The sequence below is a fragment of the Massilia sp. LC238 genome, from assembly GCF_000735635.1.
GTDB lineage: Bacteria > Pseudomonadota > Gammaproteobacteria > Burkholderiales > Burkholderiaceae_D > Telluria > Telluria varians.
The window spans coordinates 1-25,012 of sequence record NZ_JNNN01000078.1 but is presented as its reverse complement, the minus strand read 5'-3'; the positions used below and the strand labels follow the sequence as shown (position 1 = coordinate 25,012).

At 66.2% G+C, this 25,012-nt stretch carries 27 protein-coding genes; 15 read left to right on the top strand and 12 right to left on the bottom strand.

What is annotated here, in order from left to right; translation table 11 throughout:
- Positions 1-3: 3 nt before the first annotated feature.
- A complete protein-coding gene (locus FG94_RS21395; protein WP_036215981.1) occupies positions 4-654 on the top strand; it encodes a hypothetical protein in 651 nt (216 codons plus the stop codon).
- Here FG94_RS21395 and FG94_RS21390 read toward each other — a convergent pair.
- Both FG94_RS21390 and FG94_RS21385 read right to left on the bottom strand, forming a co-directional pair.
- A complete protein-coding gene (locus FG94_RS21390; protein ID WP_036215978.1) occupies positions 651-2,261 on the bottom strand; it encodes an NAD(P)/FAD-dependent oxidoreductase in 1,611 nt (536 codons plus the stop codon). The two genes, FG94_RS21395 and FG94_RS21390, sit on opposite strands and share 4 nt — an antisense overlap.
- The gene (locus FG94_RS21385) at positions 2,261-3,772 is read right to left on the bottom strand and encodes a polyamine aminopropyltransferase (RefSeq protein WP_036215977.1); all 1,512 of its coding nucleotides are present in this window, start codon (positions 3,770-3,772) and stop codon (positions 2,261-2,263) included. The genes FG94_RS21390 and FG94_RS21385 overlap by 1 nt, the downstream gene beginning before the upstream one ends.
- Before the next feature lie 59 nt (positions 3,773-3,831).
- Between FG94_RS21385 and FG94_RS21380 the strand changes: the two genes are divergently transcribed.
- The 6 genes from FG94_RS21380 to FG94_RS21360 are packed head-to-tail and all read left to right on the top strand — an operon-like array spanning position 3,832 to position 8,575.
- On the top strand, positions 3,832-4,218 hold the full coding sequence (locus FG94_RS21380; RefSeq protein ID WP_036215975.1) for a DUF350 domain-containing protein: 387 nt from the start codon (positions 3,832-3,834) through the stop codon (positions 4,216-4,218).
- A 41-nt stretch (positions 4,219-4,259) separates the two neighbouring features.
- Positions 4,260-5,300 carry an SPFH domain-containing protein gene (locus tag FG94_RS21375; protein ID WP_036215973.1) on the top strand — a complete coding sequence of 347 codons (1,041 nt, stop codon included), beginning with the start codon at positions 4,260-4,262 and terminating at the stop codon, positions 5,298-5,300.
- Positions 5,300-6,754 (top strand): DUF4178 domain-containing protein, encoded by a 1,455-nt coding sequence (locus FG94_RS21370; RefSeq protein ID WP_036215972.1) that lies wholly within the window; start codon positions 5,300-5,302, stop codon positions 6,752-6,754. Before FG94_RS21375 ends, FG94_RS21370 begins: the two co-directional genes overlap by 1 nt.
- Before the next feature lie 10 nt (positions 6,755-6,764).
- Complete coding sequence (locus FG94_RS27730; RefSeq protein ID WP_161783989.1) at positions 6,765-6,929, top strand: hypothetical protein; 165 nt, start codon at positions 6,765-6,767, stop codon at positions 6,927-6,929.
- Entirely contained in the window at positions 6,926-7,285 is a 360-nt protein-coding gene (gene speD, locus FG94_RS21365) for an adenosylmethionine decarboxylase (RefSeq protein ID WP_036215970.1), read from the top strand. Before FG94_RS27730 ends, speD begins: the two co-directional genes overlap by 4 nt.
- Before the next feature lie 36 nt (positions 7,286-7,321).
- Positions 7,322-8,575, top strand: coding sequence for a CaiB/BaiF CoA-transferase family protein (locus tag FG94_RS21360; RefSeq protein ID WP_051996983.1), 1,254 nt, complete (start codon positions 7,322-7,324; stop codon positions 8,573-8,575).
- Here the strand turns inward: FG94_RS21360 and FG94_RS21355 are convergent.
- Positions 8,572-8,895 carry a hypothetical protein gene (locus FG94_RS21355; RefSeq protein WP_027866819.1) on the bottom strand — a complete coding sequence of 108 codons (324 nt, stop codon included), beginning with the start codon at positions 8,893-8,895 and terminating at the stop codon, positions 8,572-8,574. The two genes, FG94_RS21360 and FG94_RS21355, sit on opposite strands and share 4 nt — an antisense overlap.
- Positions 8,896-9,062: 167 nt before the next feature.
- Between FG94_RS21355 and FG94_RS21350 the strand changes: the two genes are divergently transcribed.
- Complete coding sequence (locus tag FG94_RS21350) at positions 9,063-9,554, top strand: hypothetical protein (RefSeq protein ID WP_036215968.1); 492 nt, start codon at positions 9,063-9,065, stop codon at positions 9,552-9,554.
- 12 nt (positions 9,555-9,566) lie between these two features.
- Here the strand turns inward: FG94_RS21350 and FG94_RS21345 are convergent, their stop codons facing one another.
- From FG94_RS21345 to FG94_RS28500, 6 genes are all read right to left on the bottom strand, one after another.
- Complete coding sequence (locus FG94_RS21345; protein WP_036215967.1) at positions 9,567-10,781, bottom strand: MFS transporter; 1,215 nt, start codon at positions 10,779-10,781, stop codon at positions 9,567-9,569.
- A gap of 10 nt (positions 10,782-10,791) precedes the next feature.
- Positions 10,792-11,664 carry a hypothetical protein gene (locus FG94_RS21340; RefSeq protein ID WP_036215966.1) on the bottom strand — a complete coding sequence of 291 codons (873 nt, stop codon included), beginning with the start codon at positions 11,662-11,664 and terminating at the stop codon, positions 10,792-10,794.
- 17 nt (positions 11,665-11,681) lie between these two features.
- Positions 11,682-12,464 (bottom strand): hypothetical protein, encoded by a 783-nt coding sequence (locus tag FG94_RS21335; protein WP_036215965.1) that lies wholly within the window; start codon positions 12,462-12,464, stop codon positions 11,682-11,684.
- On the bottom strand, positions 12,461-12,970 hold the full coding sequence (locus FG94_RS21330; RefSeq protein WP_036215962.1) for a hypothetical protein: 510 nt from the start codon (positions 12,968-12,970) through the stop codon (positions 12,461-12,463). Before FG94_RS21330 ends, FG94_RS21335 begins: the two co-directional genes overlap by 4 nt.
- 16 nt (positions 12,971-12,986) lie before the next feature.
- Positions 12,987-13,277, bottom strand: coding sequence for a DnaJ domain-containing protein (locus tag FG94_RS21325; protein ID WP_027866825.1), 291 nt, complete (start codon positions 13,275-13,277; stop codon positions 12,987-12,989).
- 96 nt (positions 13,278-13,373) lie between these two features.
- On the bottom strand, positions 13,374-13,505 hold the full coding sequence (locus FG94_RS28500; RefSeq protein ID WP_267872346.1) for a hypothetical protein: 132 nt from the start codon (positions 13,503-13,505) through the stop codon (positions 13,374-13,376).
- Positions 13,506-13,646: 141 nt separating this feature from the next.
- On the opposite strand from FG94_RS28500, the gene FG94_RS21320 reads away from it, so the two are divergent.
- From FG94_RS21320 to FG94_RS21310, 3 genes are all read left to right on the top strand, one after another.
- Complete coding sequence (locus tag FG94_RS21320) at positions 13,647-15,404, top strand: glutamine--tRNA ligase/YqeY domain fusion protein (protein ID WP_036215959.1); 1,758 nt, start codon at positions 13,647-13,649, stop codon at positions 15,402-15,404.
- Between the two features lie 249 nt (positions 15,405-15,653).
- Positions 15,654-17,513 carry a CHASE domain-containing protein gene (locus FG94_RS21315; RefSeq protein WP_229446021.1) on the top strand — a complete coding sequence of 620 codons (1,860 nt, stop codon included), beginning with the start codon at positions 15,654-15,656 and terminating at the stop codon, positions 17,511-17,513.
- 246 nt (positions 17,514-17,759) lie between these two features.
- Positions 17,760-18,605: a glycine-rich domain-containing protein-like gene (locus FG94_RS21310; RefSeq protein WP_036215952.1), complete on the top strand. Its 846-nt coding sequence runs from the start codon at positions 17,760-17,762 to the stop codon at positions 18,603-18,605.
- A 58-nt stretch (positions 18,606-18,663) separates the two neighbouring features.
- Here the strand turns inward: FG94_RS21310 and FG94_RS21305 are convergent, their stop codons facing one another.
- The 3 genes from FG94_RS21305 to FG94_RS21295 all read right to left on the bottom strand — a co-directional run bounded on the left by FG94_RS21305 (position 18,664) and on the right by FG94_RS21295 (position 20,340).
- A complete protein-coding gene (locus FG94_RS21305) occupies positions 18,664-18,933 on the bottom strand; it encodes a hypothetical protein (RefSeq protein ID WP_051996982.1) in 270 nt (89 codons plus the stop codon).
- A gap of 259 nt (positions 18,934-19,192) precedes the next feature.
- Positions 19,193-19,423 (bottom strand): hypothetical protein, encoded by a 231-nt coding sequence (locus FG94_RS21300; RefSeq protein ID WP_036215950.1) that lies wholly within the window; start codon positions 19,421-19,423, stop codon positions 19,193-19,195.
- A complete protein-coding gene (locus FG94_RS21295) occupies positions 19,420-20,340 on the bottom strand; it encodes an SDR family oxidoreductase (protein ID WP_051997017.1) in 921 nt (306 codons plus the stop codon). Before FG94_RS21295 ends, FG94_RS21300 begins: the two co-directional genes overlap by 4 nt.
- Before the next feature lie 117 nt (positions 20,341-20,457).
- Between FG94_RS21295 and FG94_RS21290 the strand changes: the two genes are divergently transcribed.
- The 4 genes from FG94_RS21290 (at position 20,458) to FG94_RS21275 (ending at position 24,833) form a co-directional block, all read left to right on the top strand.
- A complete protein-coding gene (locus FG94_RS21290; RefSeq protein WP_036215947.1) occupies positions 20,458-21,480 on the top strand; it encodes a CDP-6-deoxy-delta-3,4-glucoseen reductase in 1,023 nt (340 codons plus the stop codon).
- A 176-nt stretch (positions 21,481-21,656) separates the two neighbouring features.
- Positions 21,657-22,916 carry an MFS transporter gene (locus FG94_RS21285; protein WP_036215945.1) on the top strand — a complete coding sequence of 420 codons (1,260 nt, stop codon included), beginning with the start codon at positions 21,657-21,659 and terminating at the stop codon, positions 22,914-22,916.
- A complete protein-coding gene (locus FG94_RS21280) occupies positions 22,913-23,602 on the top strand; it encodes a response regulator transcription factor (RefSeq protein ID WP_036215942.1) in 690 nt (229 codons plus the stop codon). Before FG94_RS21285 ends, FG94_RS21280 begins: the two co-directional genes overlap by 4 nt.
- Before the next feature lie 4 nt (positions 23,603-23,606).
- Positions 23,607-24,833 (top strand): HAMP domain-containing sensor histidine kinase, encoded by a 1,227-nt coding sequence (locus FG94_RS21275; protein ID WP_036215941.1) that lies wholly within the window; start codon positions 23,607-23,609, stop codon positions 24,831-24,833.
- Positions 24,834-25,012: the final 179 nt, after the last annotated feature.

Sequence of the window (25,012 nt, the reverse complement as noted above, 5' to 3'; positions counted from 1 at the left end):
ATCATGTTCGCCCACTTCGTCTGCACATTGCTCGTCGCCTTTCCCCTGCTGGCCGGCGCGGCTGACACCCTGGTCGTCAACAGCCGCGCGACCGGGACACTGTATCTTCCCGGCTCCCCTGGATTCGCCTACTCGCTGGACTTCGCTTCCGAGCTGCGGCCGGCGTCGGTCGGGCGCCAGTCCGGGGACATCATATTCAGCGAATACGGTCCTGCGACCTTCACCCTGAGCTACAACGGGCGGACCGAAGTCTGGTCGGACGCCTGGGATCCCGGCATGGGCCAGACCTCGGGAAGAATGTCTCCCGGTAATCCCATTCTCAATACCGGCGACACGTTCTCGCACGACTTCCGCTTCCTGCTCACCCGCGACAACTACGGGGCGGAAGGAGGCATTTCGCTGAGCACGCCAAGAGGCTTGTTTCCTGGATCGCTGGATTTCGTTCCCCAGGCATTCACGGTGACCGATCCGGACCGGGCCAGCCTGGTCATCAACATGCTCATGGGCGGCGAACGCATCGCCCAGTGGTACGGGACGGTGGACAGCTTTTCATTGTCGATCAGTCCGGTGCCGGAAGCGCGCGTCATGCAGGTGCTGCCTCTGGGATTGGCCGTCCTCCTCATTGCGGGGTGGCGCCGCCGCATGCCGGCCTAGGCGGGCACGCGCGCCGCCCTGCCGGCCGCCAGGCAGCCCCACCAAGCGGCCTCTTCGAACACCGACAGCCCGGACAGGTCGGCATGGGCAAACAGCAGCGGGCCATCCGCCTCGCGCAGCGCCGCCAAGCCGGCATTTGCGCGAAAGCCCGGCTGCGGCACCGCCATCGCATGCGCGCGCAGCGTGATGTCCACGCGTTCGACACACGGGGCAAGGGCCCAGCCATAGGCTTCCTTCAGGTCGCTTGCAGCCAGTTCCAGCAGCGCCTCCGGACTGGCCGACTGCAGCCATCGGCGCGCTTCCCCTGGCGTGCGCCCCGACAGCGCCGTATAGGCCGTGAACACGGTCTTCCCGGGCGGGCGCGAACGGATGTCCTGGTGGGTCGAGACAACGTAGCCGAGTCCCCTGCCCCTGTAGACCACGTTGTCCCAGGCCAGCTGGGCCTCGGGCAGCTCGCGCGGGAAGTCGCGCATCAGGAAGTTCGACACCATCCAGGGCGCGTAGTCCGGCAGGTGGCTGCGCGGGTCGAAGCCGTAGCGCTCGATGCCCTCGACCACGCGGCTGGCGACGAACAGCGGCATGGCTAGAATCGCGCGGCGCGCCCGCACCAGGAAAGAACGTGGTTTACCCTGCTCGAGCGTGAAGCACAGCGCCTCGACCTTGCCGTCCACTTCTGCCACGTGCGCCGCCGTCCCCGCGCGCCGGCGCGTCCCCGCCTTGGCTGCGAGCGCTTCAGCTAGCGGCGCCAAACCGCCCGGCCAGGTCAGCAGCGCGTTCTCCTCCGCATTCGCCGCCAGCCCCCAGCGCCCGGCAAAGTAATGAATACCGGCCCAGGCGGACACGCGCTCGATGCCCGCGCCGTAGTCGTCGCGGCAGCAGTAGTCGAGGTACCAGCGCAGCGTGGCCGAACGATAGCCCTGGTCGCCCAGCCACTGCGCGAAGCTGACGCGGTCCAGTGCCGCAAACGCCGGATCGTTCGAGGACAAGGCCAGCGGGAACACGAACGCGCGCCGCCCATCCTTGCCGCGTACATGGCGCAAGCGCGCCATCTCATCGAAGAAGGCCTTGTGCTCGGCCGCATCCTCAGCGTCCGTGGGGACCAGCCCCTCATGCCAGACACCGTCGCGCAGCAGGCGTTCCTCGGGCCCGTGCAGGATGAAGCGCTCGTCGTAATAGGGCTTGTCCTGGTCCGCGTCGCGCAGCAGGACGCCGAGGTCCGCCAGCATCTCGCGCACATGGGTCGATTCCGGACCGGGCAGCGGCAGGTAGTGCGCGCCCGTCGGGCAGGCCAGGTCGCCATAGCGGCTGCCTGCCGCATTGCCGAAGGCTTCAGGCCCGTCGAGCAGCAGGAAATCGTCATGGCCGAGTCGACCCAGCTTCCACGCGGCGCTTAAGCCGGCAATCCCGGAACCGAGGATCACCACGTCGGTATCGATCGTTTCGCTCGGGGGCGGCAACTGCCCGCGATCGCGCAGGAAGTGCCCTTCCGCCCTGCCGGGCGTGTGCACACTTGGCGTGATCTCTTGCCAGCGCAGGAAGCCGGCGCTGGTGGCCAGCCCGGCAGCGCCGGCGCCCGCCGCCGTCAGCAGGAAGGAACGGCGGTCCATCAGCGGATCACCTGGTTCCAGTCTTCCTCGAACTCGCGCACCAGCGACTGGGTGTCCAGGCGGTTCGGCACCATCTGGCGGCGCGGCATGTCGGGCGGCCAGTCGAACATGGCGCGGGTGGTCTCGCCGGTCAGGTAGCGCATCGGCAGGCGGTACGAGGTTGGCGGCACGAAGCGGCCCTGGGGCGAGGCCATGATGAAGCCCCACTCGCCGAAGGATGGCACATACAGGTGGTAGGGCCAGGTCTTCAGCCCGACTTCGCGCAGCGTCGCCTCGATGGTCCAGTAGGCGTTCGGCGCGAAGAAGGGCGAGGTCGACTGCACCGCTATCAGCCCATTGGCCGCGACGTGCTTGCGCAGCATGCCGTAGAAGGGCACCGAGTACAGCTTGCCGAGGGCGAAGCTGGACGGATCGGGGAAGTCGACGATGGCCACGTCGTACATGCCGGCCTGCCTTTGCAGCCAGATGCCGGCATCGGCATTGATGATCTTCACGCGCTTGTCCTGCAGCGCGCCGGCATTCAGCTTCACCAGCTCGGGCCGGGTCGCGAAGGCCTGGGTCATGGCCGGATCCAGGTCGACCAGGGTTACCTCTTCCACCTGCGGGTAGCGCAGCACTTCGCGCAGCGCCAGGCCGTCGCCGCCGCCCAGCACCAGCACGCGCCTGGCCCAGGGCAGCGACTGCATCGCCGGATGCACCAGTGCTTCGTGGTAGCGGTATTCGTCGCGCGAGGAGAACTGCAGGTTGCCGTTGATGTACAGGCGCAGGTCGTCCTTCCAGCGCGTGATCACCAGGCGCTGGTAGGGCGTGGTGGTCGAGTACACGACGTCGTCGCCGAACAGGCCGTGTTCGCCCCATTCCACCATCCGGTCCGAGAAGCCGAAGCCCAGCACCAGGGTGAACAGCACGGCGCTGGCGCGGATCGCCTTGCCGCGCAGGTGCTCCAGCTCATGGCGGAACACGTACAAGGTCCACATCGCGACGCCCACGTTGAGCATCCCGAACAGGAAGCCGGTGCGCACCAGCCCGAGATGGGGCGCCAGCACCAGCGGGAACAGCAGCGACACCGCCAGCGCGCCCAGGTAATCGAAGGTGAGCACGCGGCTGACGATCTCGGCGAACTCGGTACGGCGCTCGTTCAGGGCGCGCATCACCAGCGGCACTTCCATGCCGACCATGGCGCCGATCAGGAACACGGTCACGTACAGCACCGTGCGGAAGGGCGCGCCCATCCAGGTGAAGGTCATGAACAGCACCGCCGCCGAGACCCCGCCGATCAGGCCGACGGCCAGTTCGATGTCGATGAAGCGGGACAACACGTCTTCGTCGCGCACATACTTCGAAAAGTGGGCGCCGACACCCATGGCGAACAGGTAGCAGCCGATGATGGTGGAAAACTGGAGGACCGAGTCGCCCAGCAGGTAGCTGGACAATGCACCAGCAATCAGTTCGTAAGCAAGTCCGCAGGAAGCGACAACAAATACCGACAGGATGAGAATTTTTTTGGTCATGAAACAAATTTGTTCTAAGATCGCTGCTGCAATCTTGACTACTTTCTTTGGAGAAGCTTGTGCCCGCCATCCTAAACTATGTGCTGCATCTTGCGACGGCAATCGCGCTGGTTCTGGCATTTTTTGTGGTGTACACGCGGGTCACGCCTTACGACGAAGTACTGCTCATCCGCCAGGGGAACTGCGCCGCCGCCGTCTCGCTGGGCGGCACCCTGCTCGGCTTTTCGGTGACGATCGCCTCGGCGCTGATGCACACCGATAACTACTACGAATTCTGCGGCTGGTCCGCGCTGGCCATGCTCATCCAGGTGCTGGTGTTCGTCATCGCCACGCGCCTGCTGCGCATGTCGAAGGACCAGATCGAGCACAACAACGTCGGTTTCGGCATCCTGCTGGGATCGATCTCGCTGTCGATCGGCCTGGTCAACGCCGGCAGCATCTCGTGATTTCACCAGGCTTCATCCAACACGCATAAAGAGGAACCACCATGTCTCTCGGCTCATTCATCAAGAAGCAGTTTCTCGACGTCCTGCAATGGAACGAGGAAGGCGAAGGCGTGCTGGCCTGGCGCCATCCGATGGAGGATTACGAAATCCAGAACGGCGCCACCCTGGTCGTGCGCGAGTCGCAGGTCGCCGTGTTCGTGGACGAGGGCCGCGTGGCCGACGTGTTCGGCCCGGGCACGCACCGCCTCACCACGTCCACCCTGCCGGTGCTGACCAACCTGAAGAATTGGGACAAGCTGTTCGCCTCCCCTTTCAAGTCGGACGTGTACTTCTTCTCCACGCGGGTGCAGACCGGCCGCAAGTGGGGCACGCCGCAGCCGGTGACGATCCGCGACAAGGATTTCGACATGATCCGCGTGCGCGCCTTCGGCATGTACTCTTACCGCATCGCCGATCCGCGCCTGTTCTTCACCGAGATCAGTGGCACCCGCGCCGTCTACACCCGCGAGGAAGTCGAGGACCAGCTGCGCGGCCTGATGCTGGCCACCATGGCCAACTCGCTGGGCGCCTCCAGGATCGCCTTCCTCGACATGGCGGCCAACCAGACCCTGATGGCGCAGCAGATCCGCGGAGACCTGGCCAGCGCCTTTGGCCGCTACGGCATCGGGCTGGACGAATTCAACGTCGCCAGCGTCAGCCTGCCGGAAGAACTGCAGGCGGCGCTCGACGAGCGCATCTCGGCCGGCATGAAGGCCCGTCTGGGCGCCGACAAGATGGGCGGTTTTACCCAGTTCCAGGTGGCCAGTAGCATCCCGCTGGCGGCCCAGAACGAGGGCGGCGTCGCCGGCATCGGCGCCGGCGCCGGTGCGGGCATCGCCATCGGCCAGGCCATGGCCCAGGGCATGCAGGGGGCGTTCGCCCCGGGCGTCGCCACGCAGCCGCAGCCGGCCGCGGTGCCGGCCGCGAGCGAATCGATCGAAGACCGCCTCGCCAAGCTCAAAGGCCTGCTGGACAAGGGACTGATTTCGCAAGGCGACTATGACAGCACCAAGGCCGAGCTGCTCAAGAAACTGATCGGCTGATGCAGACCGTTTCCTGTCCTTCCTGCGGCGCACCGGTCAGCTATCGCTCGCACGCCTCGGTCCTGGCGGTGTGCGAGTACTGCCGCGCGACCGTCGTGAAGGAGCTCGATGCGGTGCGCGACCTCGGCAAGATGTCCGAGGTGCTGGAAGACTATTCGCGCATCCAGGTCGGCACGGCCGGCACGCACGGCGGGCGCGGCTTCACGGTCGTGGGCCGCATCCAGCTGCGCTATGACGCCGGCATGTGGAACGAGTGGTATGTGCTGTTCGACGACGGCCTTGAAGGCTGGTTGGGGGACGCCTCCGGCCAGTACGTGATGACCACGAAGCGCGAGCTCGGAGCCGGCTGGCCCGCATTCGACGCTGTCCGGGTCACGCACCAGTACGACGTCGGAATTGGCCCCTACGTGGCTTCCGACAAGCGGGTGGCTAGGTGCACCGGCGGCCAGGGCGAGCTGCCGTTCCGTGTCGGAGAAGGCTGGGAAGCGCGCGTGGCCGACTTCCGGCGCGGCCCGAGCTTCGCCACGCTCGACTACTCGGATGGCACGCCGCCCTTGCTGTACGCCGGCACGGCGGTGACGCTGGAGGAGATGAAGTGCCAGCTGCTGCGCGACGACGAGCAGATCAAGGCCAGCGCCGGCAAGTACCGCGGCAAGGTCGACGTGCTGCAGTGCCGCTCCTGCGGCGCCTCGATCCGCCACCTGCCCGGCCTGGCGGCCAACTGCGTCTGCCCGGCCTGCTCGACCCGCATGGATGCATCCTCGCCCAAGGTCGAGGTGCTGCTCAAGGGCGAGGAGCACGAGCGCGTCCAGTTCACCCTCGCGCTCGGCTCCGTCGCGAAGATCGGCGCCCAGACCTACCAGGTGCTGGGTGCGATGCGGCGCCAGGACGACGAAGGCGAAACCTGGGACGAATACCTGCTGTTCTCGACCCAGGGCCCCTTCTTCTGGCTGGTGGAGAGCAGCGAAGGCTGGTTCCGCTCGCAGGTGCTGGACGACTGGCCGGCGCCGGCGCTGCCGGCCATGCCCGCCGTGCAGCTCGACGGCGTGGAGTACAAGCGCACCTGGGTCTACCAGGCGCGGGTGCTGTATGCCGCGGGCGCCTTCAACTGGCGCGTCAAGGCGGGCGACACCGTGCAGGTCGCCGAGTACGAACACGGCCAGAACGGGCTGGCGGCCGAGCACACGCCGGATGAGCTGACCTGGTCACGCTCCTCGCCAGTGGCGGAGGATCAGGTGCGAACCTGGTTCGGCCTGGCGAAGCCGGCGGCGAAAGCGGCCGCCGGCAAGAGCCTGACGAATTCGGACATCGCCTGGCGCGCCCTGCTCTGGATCCTGGGCCTGAACTTCATCCCGCTCGTCTTCAATTTCACCGCGACGATCTTCTTGCTCGCGGCCGGCCTCGTGGCGCTGTTCCTGCCGATGATGCTGGCGCCCGAGAAGAAGCAATCCTGACCTCCATCGCATGAACCGCAACTTCCTCCTTTACGCCATCGTCGTCACCCTGGTCACCACCATCGTGTGCTGGGTCAGCATGGCATCGAGCAGCCGCACCGGCGGCGGCAACAGCTGGCGCAGCCACAGCTATGGCAGCGGCAGCGGCGGCTATTCCGGCGGCGGCCACAAGTGAGCACGCCGCACCGCCCTGCCGGCATCCATCTGCTGGCCGACCTGGCCGGCATCGATGCAATTCTCTTGACGGATGCGCAGGCAATCGACGCCCTGCTGCGCGAAGCCGCGCTGGCCGCCGGCGCGCGCATCCTGCACAGCCACTTCCACGCCTTCGGACCGGGCATGGGCGTGACCGGCGTGTTGCTGCTGGCCGAGTCGCACATCTCGATCCACACCTGGCCCGAGCATGGCTTTGCCGCCACCGACATCTTCATGTGCGGAGAATCGCAGCCGCAGCGCGCGCTCGCGGTCATCGACGCGGCCTTCAGGCCGAACACGCGCTCGGTCCAGACCATCGCGCGCGGACAGCTATAATCCGGAACTTGGCAAGAACAACCCAGCAGGAACAGAATGACGCAAGCTGCTTCCCCTTCTAGCGCGCTGCCGAAGGCGCTCGGCCACATCCGCGTGCTCGACCTGTCGCGCGTGCTCGCCGGCCCGTGGTGCTCGCAAAACCTGGCCGACCTCGGCGCCGACGTGATCAAGATCGAACGTCCCGGCAATGGCGACGATACCCGCGCCTGGGGCCCGCCCTACGCCAAGGATGCGCAAGGACACGACACCAGCGAAGCGGCCTATTACCTGGCGGCCAACCGCGGCAAGCGCTCGGTGACGGTGGACATCGCCAGCAGCGAAGGCCAGGCCTTGCTGCACGCGCTGGTGAAGCATTGCGACGTGGTACTGGAGAATTTCAAGGTCGGCCACCTCAAGCGCTATGGCCTCGACTACGACACCCTGAAGGCCATCAAGCCCGACCTGGTCTACTGCTCGATCACCGGTTTCGGCCAGGACGGCCCCTACGCCCATCGGGCCGGCTACGATTTCCTGATTCAGGGCATGGGCGGCCTGATGTCGGTCACCGGCGAACGCGACGACCTGCCGGGCGGCGGCCCGCAAAAGGCCGGCGTGGCCCTGACCGACCTGATGACCGGCATGTACGCGACGGTGGCCGTGCTGGCTGCCCTGACCCACCGCGACCGTACTGGCTGCGGCCAGCACATCGACATGGCCCTGCTCGACACCCAGGTGGCGATGCTGGCCAACATGGGCAGCAACTACCTCAACAGCGGCAAGCCGCCCAAGCGCTGGGGCAATGCGCACGCCAACATCGTGCCCTACCAGACCTTCGCCTGCCTGGATGGCCACATCATCGTCGCCACCGGCAACGACGGGCAGTACCAGAAGTTCGTCGAAGCGGGCGGCCGCCCCGAGCTGGGGAGCGACCCGCGCTTCGCCACCAATCCGCTGCGCGTGCAGAACCGCGACCTTCTGGTGCCGATCCTGGCCGAGATGGTCAGGGAAAAGCGCCGCGACGAATGGATCGCCCTGCTGGAAGCGGTCGGCGTGCCTTGCGGGCCGATCAACGACATTGGCGAGGTGTTCGCCAACGAGCAGGTGCAGGCGCGTGAAGTCGCCATCGAGCTGCCGCATCCGACGGCGGGCAAAGTGAAACTGGTGAGGAATCCGATCCGGATGTCGGCCACGCCCGCGACCAGCGACAAGGCCCCGCCCCTGCTGGGCCAGCACACCGACGAGGTGCTCGGCGACATGCTGGGCCTCGGCGAGGCGGAGATTGCCGCCTTGCGCGGCAAAGGGGTGGTTTAATGTAATTGGTGCTTGAGGTCCGACAGGACGTCATGCACCCGCGTCACCACCGAGGCGACCTGGGGCGAAGGCTGGGCGCTGCGGCACATGCGCTTGGCTTCGTCGCCCATCTCTTCCAGCCGGTCGATGCATTGCACCATCTGCATCTGGTCGTTCGATTGCATGACACGCTGGGCTTCCGGCATTTCGTGGGCGATCTTCTGGATGCAGTCGCGGATTTCGCTAGGCGCCCCCTGGTCGTTCCGGGTGACTTCTTCGGCCTGGTTGATCGTCTGCTGGATCTGGCTGAAGCGTTGTTGAATTTCGGCAGCTTGCAACATGATGACCTCCTGAAAGTAAGGCGGAGAACCGCTCGGATCAATCACTTTAGTCCTCCCAGCAGGGATATCAAGCACGCGTTTCTGCCGTGCGCGCGCCAATGCTGGTACAAAGGCGCCAGGTGAAATACGGTAGAGTCATGCAATCCTCGCCACCTCCTTGACGGATCATGCCCAGCCCATCGCATCAACTGCTGTTCGCAGCTCTCCTGCTTGCTGGTCCGGCACAAGCCGCGCCTGATGCCCAGGACATCCGGATCGCCCCGCCAAGCTGGGCCGTCAGCATGCCTCCGGGCACAGCGGCGTACGCTCCGCCTGTCAGCCCGCTACCGAACTGGTATGAGGTGCGCGCCGGTGCTTGGCAGGTGCCGCTGGAAACTGTGCGGGAGATACGGGCACTGGTCGACGCCAGGTTAAGCGCCAACGAGCTGTTTGGGAACAAGGCCCGCATCGCGACCTACGCCATCCAGTTTCGCGGCGAGGCCAGGGACGGCAGGCGTGTTGTCCGACTGGCCGGCGCCTGCAATGTCCACGACACGCCCCCATGGCAGTTGTCGGAGACCTTCTTCAACGTGAATGATGGCGGCAAGTGCTATTTTGATGCCGAATACGATCCGCTGGAAAAACGTCTCAGCCGTTTTGACTATCACGGCTACGCGTAGGCCCGCCCCGTATTACAGCGAACGGACGGCCGCCACCGGCGCCAGCCGCCGCAGGCGCAGCGCGATGGCCATCCCCACGCCGAGCAGCCCGCCGAGCACGGCGACCACGCCCGGCCAGCCCCAGTGTTCCCACACGTAGCCGGTGAACCAGCCGACCACGCTCGAGCCCACGTAGTAGCAGAACAGGTAGATGCCCGAGGCCAGCGCCTGCGGCGGCCGGGCGCGCCGCCCGACCCAGCTGCTGGCCACCGAATGCGAGGCGAAGAAGCCGAAGGTCGCGAGGCCGGTGCCGAGCACGATGGCGACCACCGAATCGTGCAGCGTCACCAGGAGGCCCGCGATCATCACCCCCATGAACAGCCACAGCACGTTGCGCCGTCCGAGCCGGTCGGCCAGCTTGCCCGCCCACATCGAGCTGAACATGCCGAGCAGGTAGAGCAGCGACACCGCGCCCACCGCGCTCTGGCTCAGGCCGAACGGTGGCCCAAGCAATCGGTAGCTGATGTAGTTGTACAGGCTGACGAAACAGCCCATCAGCAGGAAGGGTAGCACGAACAGCCAGGGCAGGCCTTTGTCCGCCAGGTGGGTGCGCAGGCCGTCGAGAAAGCCCGGTCCCCTCGCCCGCTTCACTTCGCCATGGCGCGACGGAGGCAGGCTGCGCGAGAACTCCCAGGCCGCGTACAGGCCAGCCGCGCCCAGCAGCCCGACCGCGATGCGCCAGGAGACGAAGTCGCTGATGACCGAGGACAGCACCCGCCCGCTCATGCCCCCGAAGGCGCTGCCGCTGATGTACATGCCCATCGACAGGCCGAGCGAGTTCCCTTCGATCTCGTCGCTGAGGTAGGCCATCGCCACCGCCGGCAGGCCGCCCAGCACCAGGCCGAGCAGCATGCGCACGCCGACCAATTGGGTGTAGTCCAGCGCGAAGGCCGACAGGATGGTGAGCAGCGCGCCGCCGACCATCGAGGCCACCATCAGCTGCTTGCGCCCGATGCGCTCGGCCACGCTGCCCGACAGCAGCAGCGCCACCGCCAGCGTGGCGGTGGAAACCGACAAGGCCAGGCTCGATTGGGCGGGCGTGAGTGAAAAGTCCTGCGCCAGCAGCGGCATCAGCGGCTGGACGCAGTAGAGCAGCGCGAAGACGGAGAAGCCGCCGAAGGCCATGGCGCGGTTGATGCGGCGGAAAGCGGGACTTCCCGCCGCGATCGGACTGCGCGCTTCTGCCACAGCGAGTCCGTTACGGCAGGTCCGGATCGAGTTCGGACCCGGCGTAGTTTTCCAGCTCCGTGAAGAGCTGCTTCATCGTTGCCTTGGTCTTGATGTGCTGCAGCACCGTGCAGTGCTCGCGGTAGGTGGCGATGCGCTCGGCGATGATGGGCTGGTGCTGCGCCGGGACCTGCGCCATCAGCGCGGCCCAGCCGGCTTCGAAGTCCGGATCGTTCTTGCGCACCGACTTCACCAGGCGCTCGAACTCCTTCTGCCCGGTGCGCGCCGTGATGCGCCCGCCGCCCTCGACCGCGAAGATGATCGCCAGCGCGATCACGCCTTCGGCGTTCAGGTCCGGGTCGTTGATCGGGCCTTCGTAATGGTGGCGGCGGATCCACTGGGCCGCGCGCACGATCGCCTGCACGCCCTGGCGCTGCTTCAGCTGGCCGATGTAGCGCTCGTAGCCGGTCCAGCTCTCGCCCGGGTCGGCCGTGCACAGGTCGACGAACAGTTCCTTCAGGCGGCGCTGGGAATAGATCGGGTCGACGTCGTACTCGCCGACCAGGCTGTCCTCGGGCAGCGCCGACAAGTCCTTGACGAGGCGGAAGCCCTGCTGGAACACCAGTTCGGCGCCCTCCTCGATCAGGATGTCGAGCGCATCGAGGTCGTCGTCGCTGTCGACCAGGTGCTCGAGGCCGAGCGAGACCCCGCCCACGGTGAGCAGCAGCGCGCGCTGGATGCCCTCGGCGGTACGGTCGTTGGTGAACTTCTCGGCCACCATGGCGGTGATGCCGGACAGTTCCTCCGCCAGCAAGGCGGCCTCGTCCGGCGTGGCCTCGGTGGACAGCAGCTTGATCGCGCGCACCAGGCGCGGCGGCTTCTCGATGACGATTGCAGGCAGCATCGTTCCTGGCGCTCCGCTCACGAGAAGATGTCCGTGCCCATGCTGCGGCGGGTACCGCGGCGCGGCATGCTGCGCACCGACGGCACCTGCTTGCGCAGGCGGTACAGCAGTTCACGCGTGCTGCGCTGCATGAAGGGCGATTCCTCGTCCGGGTCGTCCGGCAGCTCGACGTCGGCCATCTCGGCGCTGTGGCGGAATTCCGGGAACAGCTCGAGCAGCGAACGCTCCCAGCCGTCCTCGCTGGCCTTGGCCAGGTCGACCGCCAGCGGCGCGATGTCGCTGTCACCGCTGGTCTGGGCAGTGACGTAGCGGCCCTTCGACAGGATTTCACCGGCCAGCTCGAGGATTTCCTTCGGGGCCAGCGACCACAGGATGGCGAACACGGTGGCGCCATGGTCGGTGGCGGACGCTTCCTGCAGCAGCTCGTGGCGGCGGTCTTCGTCGTCGTTCGCGTAGACGATGCCGTGCACGTGGTTGAACAGGTTCTCGGCGATGCGTTCCGGATCGTCCTCGATCAGGTTGTCCGGCCAGGTCGCGGCGATGTAGGCCAGGCTCTCGGCCCAGGCCTTGGGCGGCACCAGCATGGTGGCCAGCGAGGTCTTGGCGCCGTCGAAGCCGGACAGGTGCAGCGCGGTGACCTGGGGCGGCAGGGTCGACAGCACTTCGACCACGGCATAGTCGCCGTGCTCGTCGGCCGCCTGCGAGAACGCCTCTTCGGCGTGCTCGAGCGAGCCGGCCAGGACCAGTTCGCTGACCTGCCTGGTCAGCGCCGGCAGGTTGGCTTTGTTCTCGTCGCTCATTCGCGCTCTCCGTCCGCATCGAACAGCTGGGTGAAGTCGTCGGTGGCAGCCGTGTCGTCCATGTCGTCGTCGTCGCCTTCGTCGCCTTCTCCAAGGCGGGCAAAGTCGCGGTCCTCGTCTTCCCAGCGGCCCTGGTTCTTGTACAGGAAGGCCGTGATGATGGCCTGGCGCGCCAGCTCCGGATAATTGGCCGTCATCGCTTCGTACATGGCGCGGCCCTGTTCACCTTCGCACTCGGCCATCGCGAACACGCGCGCCGGGTCGTCGCCCTCGTAGTCGGCGGCCTCGCGCAGCAGGCCGCGCGGATCCTTGAACCTGATGCAATCAACGAGCGCGAAGGCCATCAGGTTGACGTCGTCCAGGCCCGATCCGCTCGCGTATTCCGAGACCAGGGCGCCGACCATCATGTCGTAATTCTTCTTGTTGGGCGGGTCGCCCAGCGTGCCCTCGATCTGTCCGTCCAGTTCGCGCGACTGGAACGAGAATTCGGGATGTACGTTTTTCATTGTGTGTCCTGTTGATTCATTGCTGTAGGTTCACGCCGTTCAGCGCGAACAGCGAGCGCCACAGCTCGAAGGCTTCGGCCTCGGCATCGAGCACGATGCGGTGGTTGACGCTCTGGTTGTATTCGGCACGCTTGACCGGATCCGACAGGATCTCATAGGCCTTGGTAACGGCCTTGAAGCGCGCTTCGGCGCCCGGTGCCTGGTTGCGGTCCGGGTGGTAGCGCATGGCCAGCGAGCGATAGACCTTCTTGATCTCGTCGTCGCCGGCATTCGGGGCGACACCGAGGATCGCGTATAAATTTTCCAATTGGAACTCTCTTAAGGCAAAGCCGCACAGCTGCAGCCGCAAAACGGCAAGGACGAGATTATCCTATAGAAAACGACAAGTTGGCGAGAACGGGTCTCAGTGGCGGTGGGGCGGGACCGGCGGCGCCGGCTGCGGGCGCGGCGCTCCTTGCAGCGGCGGCAGCGGCATGCCGGCCAGGGCCAGCAACCAGGCACGGACCAGTTCCGGATGGGTGGCGAGGGTTTTCATGGTGGAACCTTGCGAATGGACGGAGTTACCCCAAGTATGTAGCTGCGAAACGGGGCGTACCGTGCGCTTCACCACATACTGGAGTGAGAGGCTGCTGCGTTACGGTAAAATGTCCGGAATAACCTATCCCATCTCTTTTTCATGAGCATTGATAAGAACACCCCGACGGCGGCGGGCAATCCCCCCTCGTCCAATTTCCTGCGCGCCATTATCGAAAACGACTTGGCAGCAGGCACGCACAAGCGTGAGGGCATGCCGCCCGTGATCACCCGTTTCCCGCCGGAGCCGAACGGCTACCTGCACGTGGGCCATGCCAAGTCGATCTGCCTGAACTTCGGCCTGGCGCGCGACTACAACGGCCGCTGCCACCTGCGCTTCGACGACACCAATCCGGAGAAGGAAGACCAGGAATACGTCGACACCATCATGGATTCCGTGAAATGGCTCGGCTTTACCTGGGAACAGGGCGACGGCGAATACCTGCATTACGCCAGCGATTATTTCGACAAGCTGTACGAGATGGCGGAATACCTGATCCGCGAAGGCAAGGCCTACGTGGACAGCCAGAGCCCCGAAGAGATGGCGAAGAACCGCGGCAACTTCAGCACGCCGGGCACCAATTCGCCCTTCCGCAACCGTCCGGTGGAAGAATCGCTGCAACTGTTCCGCGACATGAAGGCCGGCAAGTACAAGGACGGCGAACACATCCTGCGCGCCAAGATGTCGGAAGACGCCATGTCCTCGCCGAACATGACCAACCGCGATCCGGCCCTGTACCGCATCCGCCATGCGCACCACCACCGTACCGGCGACGCCTGGTGCATCTACCCGATGTACGACTTCACGCACCCGATTTCGGACGCGCTGGAAAACATCACCCATTCGATCTGCACGCTCGAGTTCCAGGACCACCGCCCGATGTACGACTGGCTGGTGGACACCCTGGCCGACGGCGGCTTCTTCCCGCGCCCGGTGCCGCGCCAGTACGAGATGGCGCGCCTGAACCTGACCTATGTGGTCACGTCCAAACGCAAGCTGCGTCAGCTGGTGGACGAAGGTGTGGTGACCGGCTGGGACGACCCGCGCATGCCGACCATCGTCGGTTTGCGCCGCCGCGGCTACACGCCGGAATCGATCCAGCTGTTCTGCGAGCGCATCGGCGTCTCCAAGGCCGACGGCTGGATCGACATGAGCACGCTGGAAGGTGCGCTGCGCGACGACCTCGACCCGAAGGCGCCGCGCGCCATCGCCGTGCTGCGTCCTCTGAAACTCATCGTCGACAACTTCCCGGAAGGCGAATCGGTCGAGTGCTCGTCGCCGGTCCACCCGCACCATCCGGAGATGGGCGTGCGCAGCTTCCCGTTCACGCGCGAGCTGTGGATCGAGCAGGAAGACTTCATGGAAACCCCGACCAAGGGCTACCACCGCTTCACCCCGCCGGTGGGCGAGCAGCCGGGTTCGCGCGTGCGCCTGAAGTACGGCTTCGTGGTCGAGTGCACCGGTTTCGACAAGGACGAGAACGGCAAGGTCACGGCCGTGCACGTGAAGTACTTCGAGGATTCGAAGTCGGGCACGCCGGGCGCGGACAACTACAAGGTCAAGGGCAATATCACCTGGGTCAGCGCGGCCACCGCGCTGGAGGCCGAAGTACGCTTGTACGACCGCCTGTTCACGGAGCCGCAGCCGGACGCCGGCGGCAAGGACTTCAAGGCCGCGCTCAACCCGAACGCGCTTGAGACGGTGACCGCCTACCTGGAACCGGGCATGAAGGATGCGGTGGCCGACCAGCGCTTCCAGTTCGAGCGCCACGGCTATTTTGTGGCGGACCGCGTGGATTCGCAGCCGGGCAAGCCGGTGTTCAACCGCGTGACGACGCTGAAGGACAGCTGGGGAAAGTAATTCCTCTTACGCCTTACTGTTAAGGCAATCATTTCTGCGTTCTGCAGGTATTTGAGGGGAGCAATGCTAGACGGCATTGCTCCCCGAATTTCTTGTTTTTGATCGAAAACGTTTCCACCCTGTCTACATCGTTGCACATCCACTATACCTATTCATCCTGATAGGTTCGTCGTTCCGTAAACATGCTTAGTGTAGGCATGTATGTCGCATTATCGCGACGCATTCACCTAGCAAGCGAGATTACGGATCATGCCTCCCCGCAGCTCCTCCAACCATCATGTCGTCATGCCGACGGCGATGCTGACCGGGGCATTGCTGTCCGTGGCGGTCGGCGCTGCCCTCTACCTGGCTACCGCCAAGGCGATCGAAACCGATGCCCATACGCGCTTTCGCGGCATGGCGCGCACCGCCCAGTTCGCGATCGAGGCGCGCATCAAGAGCTATACGGATGTCCTGCGCGGCACGGCCGGACTGTTTCGCGCCAGTTCCATGGTCGGGGCCGACGAATTCCGCCACTACGTCGAGCAGCTCGACACACCCCGCAACTTCCCGGGCATCGAGGTCATCAATTTTGCACGCGCCGTCGGCCCGGCTGAACTGCCGGCAGTGGACGCGGACGTGCGCCGCCGCCTGCGCCAGTACGGCATGCCCGAGCCCGCCACGAAGCTGCAAGCCCTGCCCGGCCGCGACAGCTACACCATCCTCCTCTACATGGAACCGGCCACCCCGCAAACGCTCGACAAGCTCGGCCTGGATCTGGAAGCGCGCAGCTACATCCGCCGTACGGCGGCAGAGTCGCGCGACAACAACACCATCGCGGCCTCGGGTTTCCGCGTCAGGATAGGACCCGGTCCGATCCAGAACGCGCTCGCGATGCGCTTGCCGGTGTACCGCAGCGACATGCCGATCGATACGGTCATCCAGCGCCGCGCCGCCTACATCGGCTCCGTCGGCATCGGTTTCGGCGTCAACAGGATGGTCGACGGCGTGCTCGAGGGCTTCCCGCTCGACGGGGTGCGCCTGGTACTCACCGACCTCGACGATATCCCGCAGGAGCCGGGCGAGAACGGGCGCAACGGGGTCCTGTATGACAGCAATCAGGCAACGAAAGTCCCGCAGCAGCTGGTCTCCAACGAAGCCGGTCTGCTGCGCGCCAGCCTGCCGATCGCATTCAACCAGCGCCATTGGCTCGCCGAGTTCAGTATCGAGAAATCAGCGCTGTACACGCGCTTCGACCTGTTCTATCCCTGGCTGGCCGCGCTGGCCGGCACGCTCAGCACTGCCCTGCTCTATGCGCTGTTCCAGACCATGGCCTCGTCGCGCCGCAGCGCCCTGCGCATGGCCGAGGACATGACGCGCGAGCTGCGCGCCAGCCAGGCCAAGCTGCAGGCCACCAACGAAAAGCTGCGCCAACTGGCCGCGCATGCGGAGCAGATCAAGGAAGGCGAGCGCAAGCGCATCGCGCGCGAGATCCACGACGAGCTCGCGCAGAACCTGCTGGCCTTGAAGATCGAGGCCGAGATCCTCGCCAACCGCACGCGCAACCGCCATGGCCGCCTGTACGAACGCGCCAGCGCCACGGTGCGCCAGATCGACCTGACCATCCGCAGCGTGCGCCAGATCATCAACGACCTGCGGCCGAACGTGCTCGACCTCGGCCTGAACGCGGCGGTGGACTGGCAGGTGGCGGACTTCTCGCGCCGCACCGGCATCGAGTGCGAACTGGTCGAGGACGAAACCGAGCACTACCTCGACGACGGTTGCGCCACCGCCTTCTTCCGCATCCTGCAGGAGTCGCTCAACAACGTGGCGCGGCACGCGCGCGCGACCAAGGTACGGATCGACCTGCACCAGCACGCCGACATGCTGACCATGACGATTCGCGACAACGGCATCGGCATGCAGCCGGGCAGCCGCAACCGCAACGGATCCTTCGGGCTGGTGGGCATCGAAGAGCGCGTCAACATCCTGGGCGGCAGCTTCTCGATCAGCAGCGGCCCGGAAACCGGCACCACCATCGTCGTCACCATTCCCGTAGGCGGGCATCCATCCGAACTACCCGCTGCCCCAACTCACGACAGCGGTGCCGCGCTGCCGGCCATCGCCTGAGCATGGAGCGGATGTGCGCCCATGTTGTCTCGTTTCAGCACAGCAGTTACTTGGTTGACAGAACTCAACATTAAGACTGACCGGTCGCAGGACAATTGTTATCACTGCCACCGGTCAAGACGCAGTTCCTGACTTCCGATTAACCGCGTCACGTTCTTTGAGGAGGATTCGCTGACGTACCGCTTCAACACTAGGGATAAAAGAAGAATGCCTTAACAAACAGATCTACAACAAAAGGTGATAACTATGTCGACCAACGAATTCGCAGCATTTGAAGCACTTGATCTTGCCCCGATCAAAATGAAACTGATGCATGTGGAATCCGGCGAAGGCTGGTCCGCGCTGCGGGCTGATGCAGTGGAAACGGAATACCGCCGCTTCCTGTTCCTGATGAAGAAATACCCGGACGCGGAGGCATCGCCGACCGTCGACGTCGACATTTTCTGGCACTACCACATCCTCGACACGATGAAGTACGCTCGCGACTGCGAAGCCTTGTTCGGCTACTTCCTGCACCACTATCCGTACGTCGGCATCGGTGCGGATGCGCACGACGGTGACCAGGCCGCCGCAGGCGATCGCATGCGTGCGATCTACGAAACGGAATTCGGCGCCGGTCCAGCAGCCAACGCTGCGTTCGCATTCTGCTCCGCGCCTGGCAAGCCACTCGTTGCCGCGAATGCCGGGTACGCATTCTGCTCCGCACCGGGCAAGCAGCTCGACGCCGTGAATGCCGCATACGCATTCTGTTCCGCCCCCGGCAAGCCGCGCGACGCCGCGAACGCCGCGCATGCATTCTGCTCCGCGCCGGGCAAGCAGCTCGACGCCGTGAATGCCGCATACGCATTCTGTTCGGCCCCGGGCAAGCCGCGCGAAGCCGCCAACGCCGTGCATGCATTCTGCTCCGCGCCAGGCAAGCAGCTCGACGCCGTGAATGCCGCATACGCATTCTGTTCGGCCCCGGGCAAGCCGCGCGAAGCCGCAGGCACCGCATACGCCTTTTGCTCTGCGCCGGGCAAGCCGTCGCAGGCCCAGCCTGATACCAAAGGATATGGCGCCGCATCGGGCAAGGAGCTGGCGCACGCCGCCTGATTCTCCTTCCCTGAACGGCCGGCCGGACGATGCTTGCGTCCCGCCGGCCGTTTTTCATTCAGGCCGCCAGCGCTTGCCCCACTCCCTGCGGGCGGGTCATCAACTCGCGCAGTTCGCGGATGCTTAACTCGCTCTCTTCATGCATGCGCAGCAGCAGCGTGGCGCCGATCGGCAGCGTGTTGTGGCGGATCTTGCTGATCACCGGCGGCGCTACTTCGAGCACGCGCGACAGGGCGGCGTCGTTCTTCAGGCGGAGCCTGGCAATGATGGCGTCGAGGAGCCGGTTGGGGTCGTATTCCGCGCCGGGCGGAAGGCGTCTGATGGGCATGGTTTCTTTCAGGATTGTTAAATATTTGTCACTTTGCGTGATCTATCGCGAATTCTTTGCGTACAGGACCGATATTGCATCGTTTGTATGGCATTTTTCGCCTGGGACGAAATGATACACATTAGGAAAGCCATTTGCACAAGCTACTGGCCTTATGGAAGGCATCCTCGGGTGGCAAGCGCGTGCGCATGCCTCCGGCAGGCCGGACGCATCGGTGGAGAGGGAGATTGCCGCCCCGGGCGCAGGGCGGCGGAAGGATTTACTTCTTCTTGCCGGGGGCGGCCTTCTTGGCCAGGCCGCTGGCCTGGTACAGGGTTCTGGCGTCGGCATGCGCACGTTCGACGGTGCGCATCTCGGGCTTGTCGTCGTGGGCGACGAAAAATTCCTTGTCCTGCGCGTCGACGACGATCTTGATCGCGGCGGCGTCCGCGATCCCGTATTTTTCGACGATCAGGGTGGTCACTTCGTCGAGGTATTCTTCATAGGTCATGCTGGTTCTCCTTGGGTGCCCGATTGTACGGGAGCCGCGGCAAGTTGCGCCAGCGCCGCCGGCACGTCCGGATGGCGCAGCCGCACGCGCAGCTCGCGCTTCAGGCGCGTATTGTCCAGGCGGCGCGATTCGGACATGAAGGAGAGCAGCGTCGGCGTGACCACCGCCTGCAGCTCGGCGCGCGGCAGGCGCGGCGGACGCGCCAGGCCAAAGGCATCGGCCACGGCGTCGAAATAGTCGCCCATCTTCATGCGCGTGTCGTCCACCGCGTGCACCACCCGGCCCGCGCCGCGCGCGCGGAACAGCGCAAGCAGGACGATGTGCGCCAGGTCGTCGGCATGGATGTGGTTGGTGTACACGTCGTCTTCCGGCCGCAGGGCCGGGGTGCCCTGCTCCAGCCGCTTGAGCGGGAGCCGCCCGGCGGCATAGATGCCGGGCACGCGCAGGATGGCTAGCTGCGTGCCGCCCGCCAGCGCCCAGGCGCGCAGCACCCGCTCGGCATCGACGCGCCGCTGCGCACGGGCATTGCGCGGCGCCACCGGACGCGTCTCGCGCACCAGTTCGCCGCCGCAGTCGCCATAGACGCCGCTGGTGCTCACGTACACCAGGCGCGCTGCCTTGCCCAGCGCCGCCACCAGGTGGCGGGTGCGGCGGTCCAAGGCGCCCTCGGGCTGGGGTGGCGCCAAATGCACGACCCAGTCGGCCAATCCGCGCAGGCGGCCCAGGGTTTGGGGCTGGTCCAGGTCGGCGACGATGGGCACCGCGCCCGCGCCCCGCAGTTCGGCGCAGCGCTCGCGCTGGCTGGTCAGGGCGAATACCCGGAAGCGCCCCCCAAGCAGGGGCAGCAGGCGCATGCCGACGTCGCCGCAGCCGACGATGAGCAGGCGCGGACGGAGGAAAGCGGAAGGCTGGGTCATGGCGAGGGTGCGGATTGGGAAGCCCGTCACTCTAGCACAGCGCCGTCCTGGCGTTTCCCGGCCCCGCTGGCCCCGGTGTAGAATACCGGCCATTCACAATCGGCATCCAGACCCTGCATGACTTTCCAGATCACCGTCCAGCCCAGCGGCCACCAGTTCACCTGCGAAGCCGACGAAACCGTCCTCTCCGCCGCCATCCGCGCCGGCATCGGCCTGCCCTACGGCTGCAAGAACGGCTCCTGCGGCTCCTGCAAGGGCAAGGTCCTCGATGGTGAGCTGACCCACAAGCCGCACCAGCAGCGCGCCCTGAGCGACATCGAGAAGACCCAGGGCATGTCGCTGTTCTGCTGCGCGGTGCCGCAGCAGGACCTGGTCATCGAAGCGCGCGAAGTCGGCGGCAGCTCGGAGTACCCGGTACGCAAGATGCCGACCCGGATCGCGGGCGTCAAGCGGGCCGCGCCGGACGTCGCCATCGTCACGCTGCAGCTGCCGGCCAACGAAGCGCTGGCCTACCGCGCCGGGCAGTACATCGAATTCCTGCTCAAGGACGGCAAGCGCCGCGCCTACAGCATCGCCTGCGCGCCCTCGTTCAGCGGCCCGCTCGAGCTGCACATCCGGCACCTGCCGGGCGGCCTGTTCACCGACCACGTCTTCGGCGCCATGAAGGAGCGCGACATCCTGCGCTTCGAAGGCCCGCTCGGCACCTTCTTCCTGCGCGAAGAATCCGACAAGCCGATCGTGCTGCTGGCTTCCGGCACCGGCTTCGCACCCGTCAAGGCGCTGGTCGAGCACCTGATGCACCTGAAGTCGACGCGCCCCGTGCGCCTGTACTGGGGCGGCCGCCGTCCCCAGGACCTGTACATGGACGAGCTGTGCCGCGCATGGGAAACCACGCTGCCGGACTTCCAGTACGTCCCGGTGATCTCGGACGCGCTGCCGGAAGACGCCTGGCAGGGCCGCACCGGCTACGTGCACGCAGCCGTGATGCAGGACCTCCCGGACCTCTCCGGCCAACAGGTCTACGCCTGCGGCGCCCCCATCATGGTGGAATCGGCGCGGCGCGACTACGTGGCGCAGTGCGGACTGCCGGAAGACGAGTTCTTCGCCGACGCCTTCACCAGCGAGGCGGACCTGGCGTAGGGTGGGTGGCTCTGCCGCCCACGCGGTGATTGTTATGGGCTCCGTCGTCGTACGCGATGATCTGGCTGCAAACTATCCCCGCGTGGGCGGGGAACCCGCCCACCCTACAACGGCAGGGCCGCAATTCGGGCACAATGCTGGGTTAACGAGCCCGAGCATTGTCCCGAAAGCCCTTCATGTCCCTGCTGTCCCCTTCCAGCGGCCTGGCCGTCCTGCGCAACCGCAACCTCGCCTTCTACCTTTCCAGCCGCTTCCTCGGCACCCTCGCGGTGCAGATGCAGAGCGTCGCCATCGGCTGGCAGGTCTACCAGATCACCGGCAGCCTGTTCGACCTGGGCCTGATCGGCCTGGCGCAGTTCGCGCCCTTCCTGGTGCTGATCCTGTGGGCCGGCCACGTGGCCGACCGCCACAACCGCCGCAACATCGTCCTGCTGTGCATGGCCACGCAACTGCTGTGCAGCCTGCTCCTGGTGAGCTTCACGGCGAGCGGCAGCACCATCGTCTGGCCGGTGTTCGCGATCCTGGTGCTGTTCGGCTCCGCGCGCGCCTTCATGATGCCGGCCTCGCAGGCGGTGCTGAAGAACCTGGTGCCCGACCAGGACTTCAGCCAGGCCGTGGCCCTGAGCTCCTCGACCTTCCACGTGGCCGTAATCGCCGGCCCGGTCATCGGCGGCCTGCTGTACGCCTTCGGCCCGATGACCGTGCACGTGATCTCGGCCAGCCTCTTGAGCATTGCGGTGCTGTGCATGTCGCGCACCCGCGCGACCCGACAGGCGCGCAGCCAGGGCCCGGTGAGCTGGCATTCGCTGATGGAAGGCCTGCGCTTCGTGTGGTCGCGCCCGATCGTGCTGGGCGCGATCTCGCTCGACCTGTTCGCGGTGCTGTTCGGCGGCGCCACCGCCCTGCTGCCCGCCTATGCCCACGACGTGCTGCATGCCGGCCCCACCGCCCTCGGCTGGCTGCGCAGCGCTCCGGGACTGGGAGCGGCCCTGTGCTCGATCGCGCTGGCCTTCTTCCCGATTACGCGCCGCGTCGGCCTGTGGATGTTCGGCGGTGTCGCCGTGTTCGGCCTGTCCACGTTGGTGATGGGCTTCACCAGCAGCTTCCCGGTGGCCCTGGGCGCCCTGTTCCTCCTCGGCGCCGGCGACATGGTGAGCGTCTACATCCGCCACCTCCTGGTGCAGTACGAAACCCCGGACGACATCCGCGGGCGCGTCAGCGCGGTCAACTCGGTGTTCATCGGCGCCTCCAACGAGCTGGGCGAATTCGAATCGGGCGTCACCGCCGGCTGGCTCGGCCTGGTGCGCGCGATCCTGCTGGGAGGCGCCGCCACCCTCGCCGTCACCGGCCTGTGGGCGCTGCTGTTCCCGGTGCTGTCGCGGATGGATCGTTTCCCGCACCATCAGGAAGAAAACAGCGAAAGGCAGCGCGCATGAACCGCCCGGTGCTGAGCGTGCTGGTGGTCGAAGACCATCCGACCATCGCCCGCCAGCTGGTCGATTTCCTCGAGGGACTGGGCTGGCAGCTTGACCATGCCGGCAGCGGCACCCTGGCCGTGCGGCTGGCCACCGAGCATCGCTACGACGTGGTGCTGCTCGACCTCAACCTGCCCGACATGGATGGCCTGCAGGTGTGCCGCGAGATCAAGGCGCATGCCCCCAGCAACGTGCCGGTCCTGATGCTGACCGCACGCGACGCCTTCGAGGACAAGGCGCAGGGCTTCCGCGAAGGCGCCGACGACTACCTCGCCAAGCCCTTCGACCTGCGCGAGGTGGCCCTGCGCTGCGAAGCGCTGGCGCGCCGCGGGACGTTGCATCAGCAGCAGGAGATGCGGGTCGGCCCGCTGACCCTGCTGGCGCGGGAAAAGCGCGCGCTCTACGAGGGCCGGCCCCTGGTCCTGACCCAGGCCGGCTTCAGCATCCTGCAGCTGCTGTGCAGGGAGCATCCGCATCCGGTCTCGCGCTCGGCCCTGGTCCAGCACCTGTGGGGCGCGAATCCGCCCGACAGCGATGCGCTCAAGTCGCACATCTACACCTTGCGCAAGACGCTGGAAGGGGCCTCCGGGCGCAGGCTGCTCGCCACCATCCTGCAGCTCGGCTACCGGCTCGACCTGGAGGCCTAGCACCATGCCCAGGTCGATCCGCCGCAGCCTGTTCACAGCCCTGGCGGGCTTCACCGTCCTGATCTGCCTGTGCTACACCGGGCTGGCGGTGGTGATCGCCTACGTCACCGAGGACATGCTGGTGGAGCGTCTGCTGGAGCGCGAAGCGGCCGCCATCGAAGCGCAGGCCGCCCGCCACGGCGGTCTGCCCCGTCCCGCCAGCGACCTGGTGAGCGTCCACACCAGCCGCGCTACGCTGCCGGCCGTCGTGCGCGCGGCCGCCGCGCCCGGCGACCTGCGCGCCGAGGTGTTCACGCGCACCGGCCAGCATTACCACCTGATGGTGCGCGACTTGCCAGACGGGGCCGGCGGCGCCAGGCGCATCTACCTGCTGGCCGACGTCGCTCCCGTGCTGGTGGTGTCGAAGGTGGTGCAGGACGTGGGCGGGGTGCTGATCTTCCTTGCCGCGGCGCTGATCGCGCTGGCCCTGCTGCTGGCCTGGCTGCTGGCGCGGCGCCTGGTACAGCCGCTGCAGATATTGGCGCACGAGGCGCAGGCCCTGCGTCCCGGCGGCACGGCGGGCTTCAGCGCGCGCGGACGGCCGGACGAGATCGGCATCCTCGCGGAGCGCCTGGAGACCAGTTTCAGCGCGCTGCAGGCGGCGCTGCGCCGCGAGCACGATTTCACGCGCGACGTCGGGCACGAGCTGCGCACGCCCCTCACCGTCATGAACAACACCCTGGCGCTCGCAAGCACGCGGCCGCTGGGCCGCGAGGAGCTCGGGCAGCTGCAGGCCGGCGTGGACGAACTGCGCGCCACCATCGACGTGCTGTTCGCGCTGGCGCGGGCCGAACACGTGGGGCTGGAGACCTTCGACCTGCGCGCCTGCATCGAGGCGGCGCTGCTGCGCATTCCCGGTGCCGATGCCTGGGACGACGAGCGCCTGACGCTCACGCTGCCGGAACGGCTGCAGGTCCTGGGCAACCAGCACCTCGCCCAGCTGCTCGTCACCAACTGCGTGGGCAATGCCCTGTTCCATGGCGGGCCGCAGACCCGGCTTGCCATCGACTACGACGACGGGCGTCTGCTCATCGTCAATACCCTGGATGCGGCGCACGCCGGCCGGGTGCAGGGTTTCGCGCACGGCCAGAACCTCCTGGGGCGGGTGGCTCACGGCATGGGCTGGGAGATCGCGTTCCAGCCTGGCGCAGAGTGCTACCGGGTCGAGATCGTCCTGCCGCCCGCGCGCTGAAAAAGGCGGCGGATTTCACCGCGATTTCACCGCCTCCCCCTTAGGCTGGGTGCTGCTAGCAAAAACGTGCACAAAAGTGTGCAGCGTTCTCTTCCTGCCCCGAACCGTCTTGTTGACCGAGCTCGTGCCTGGCAGGCGTGACTTTCCCGCCTCCCGCCGGCACCTGGCCGGCGGCAGTG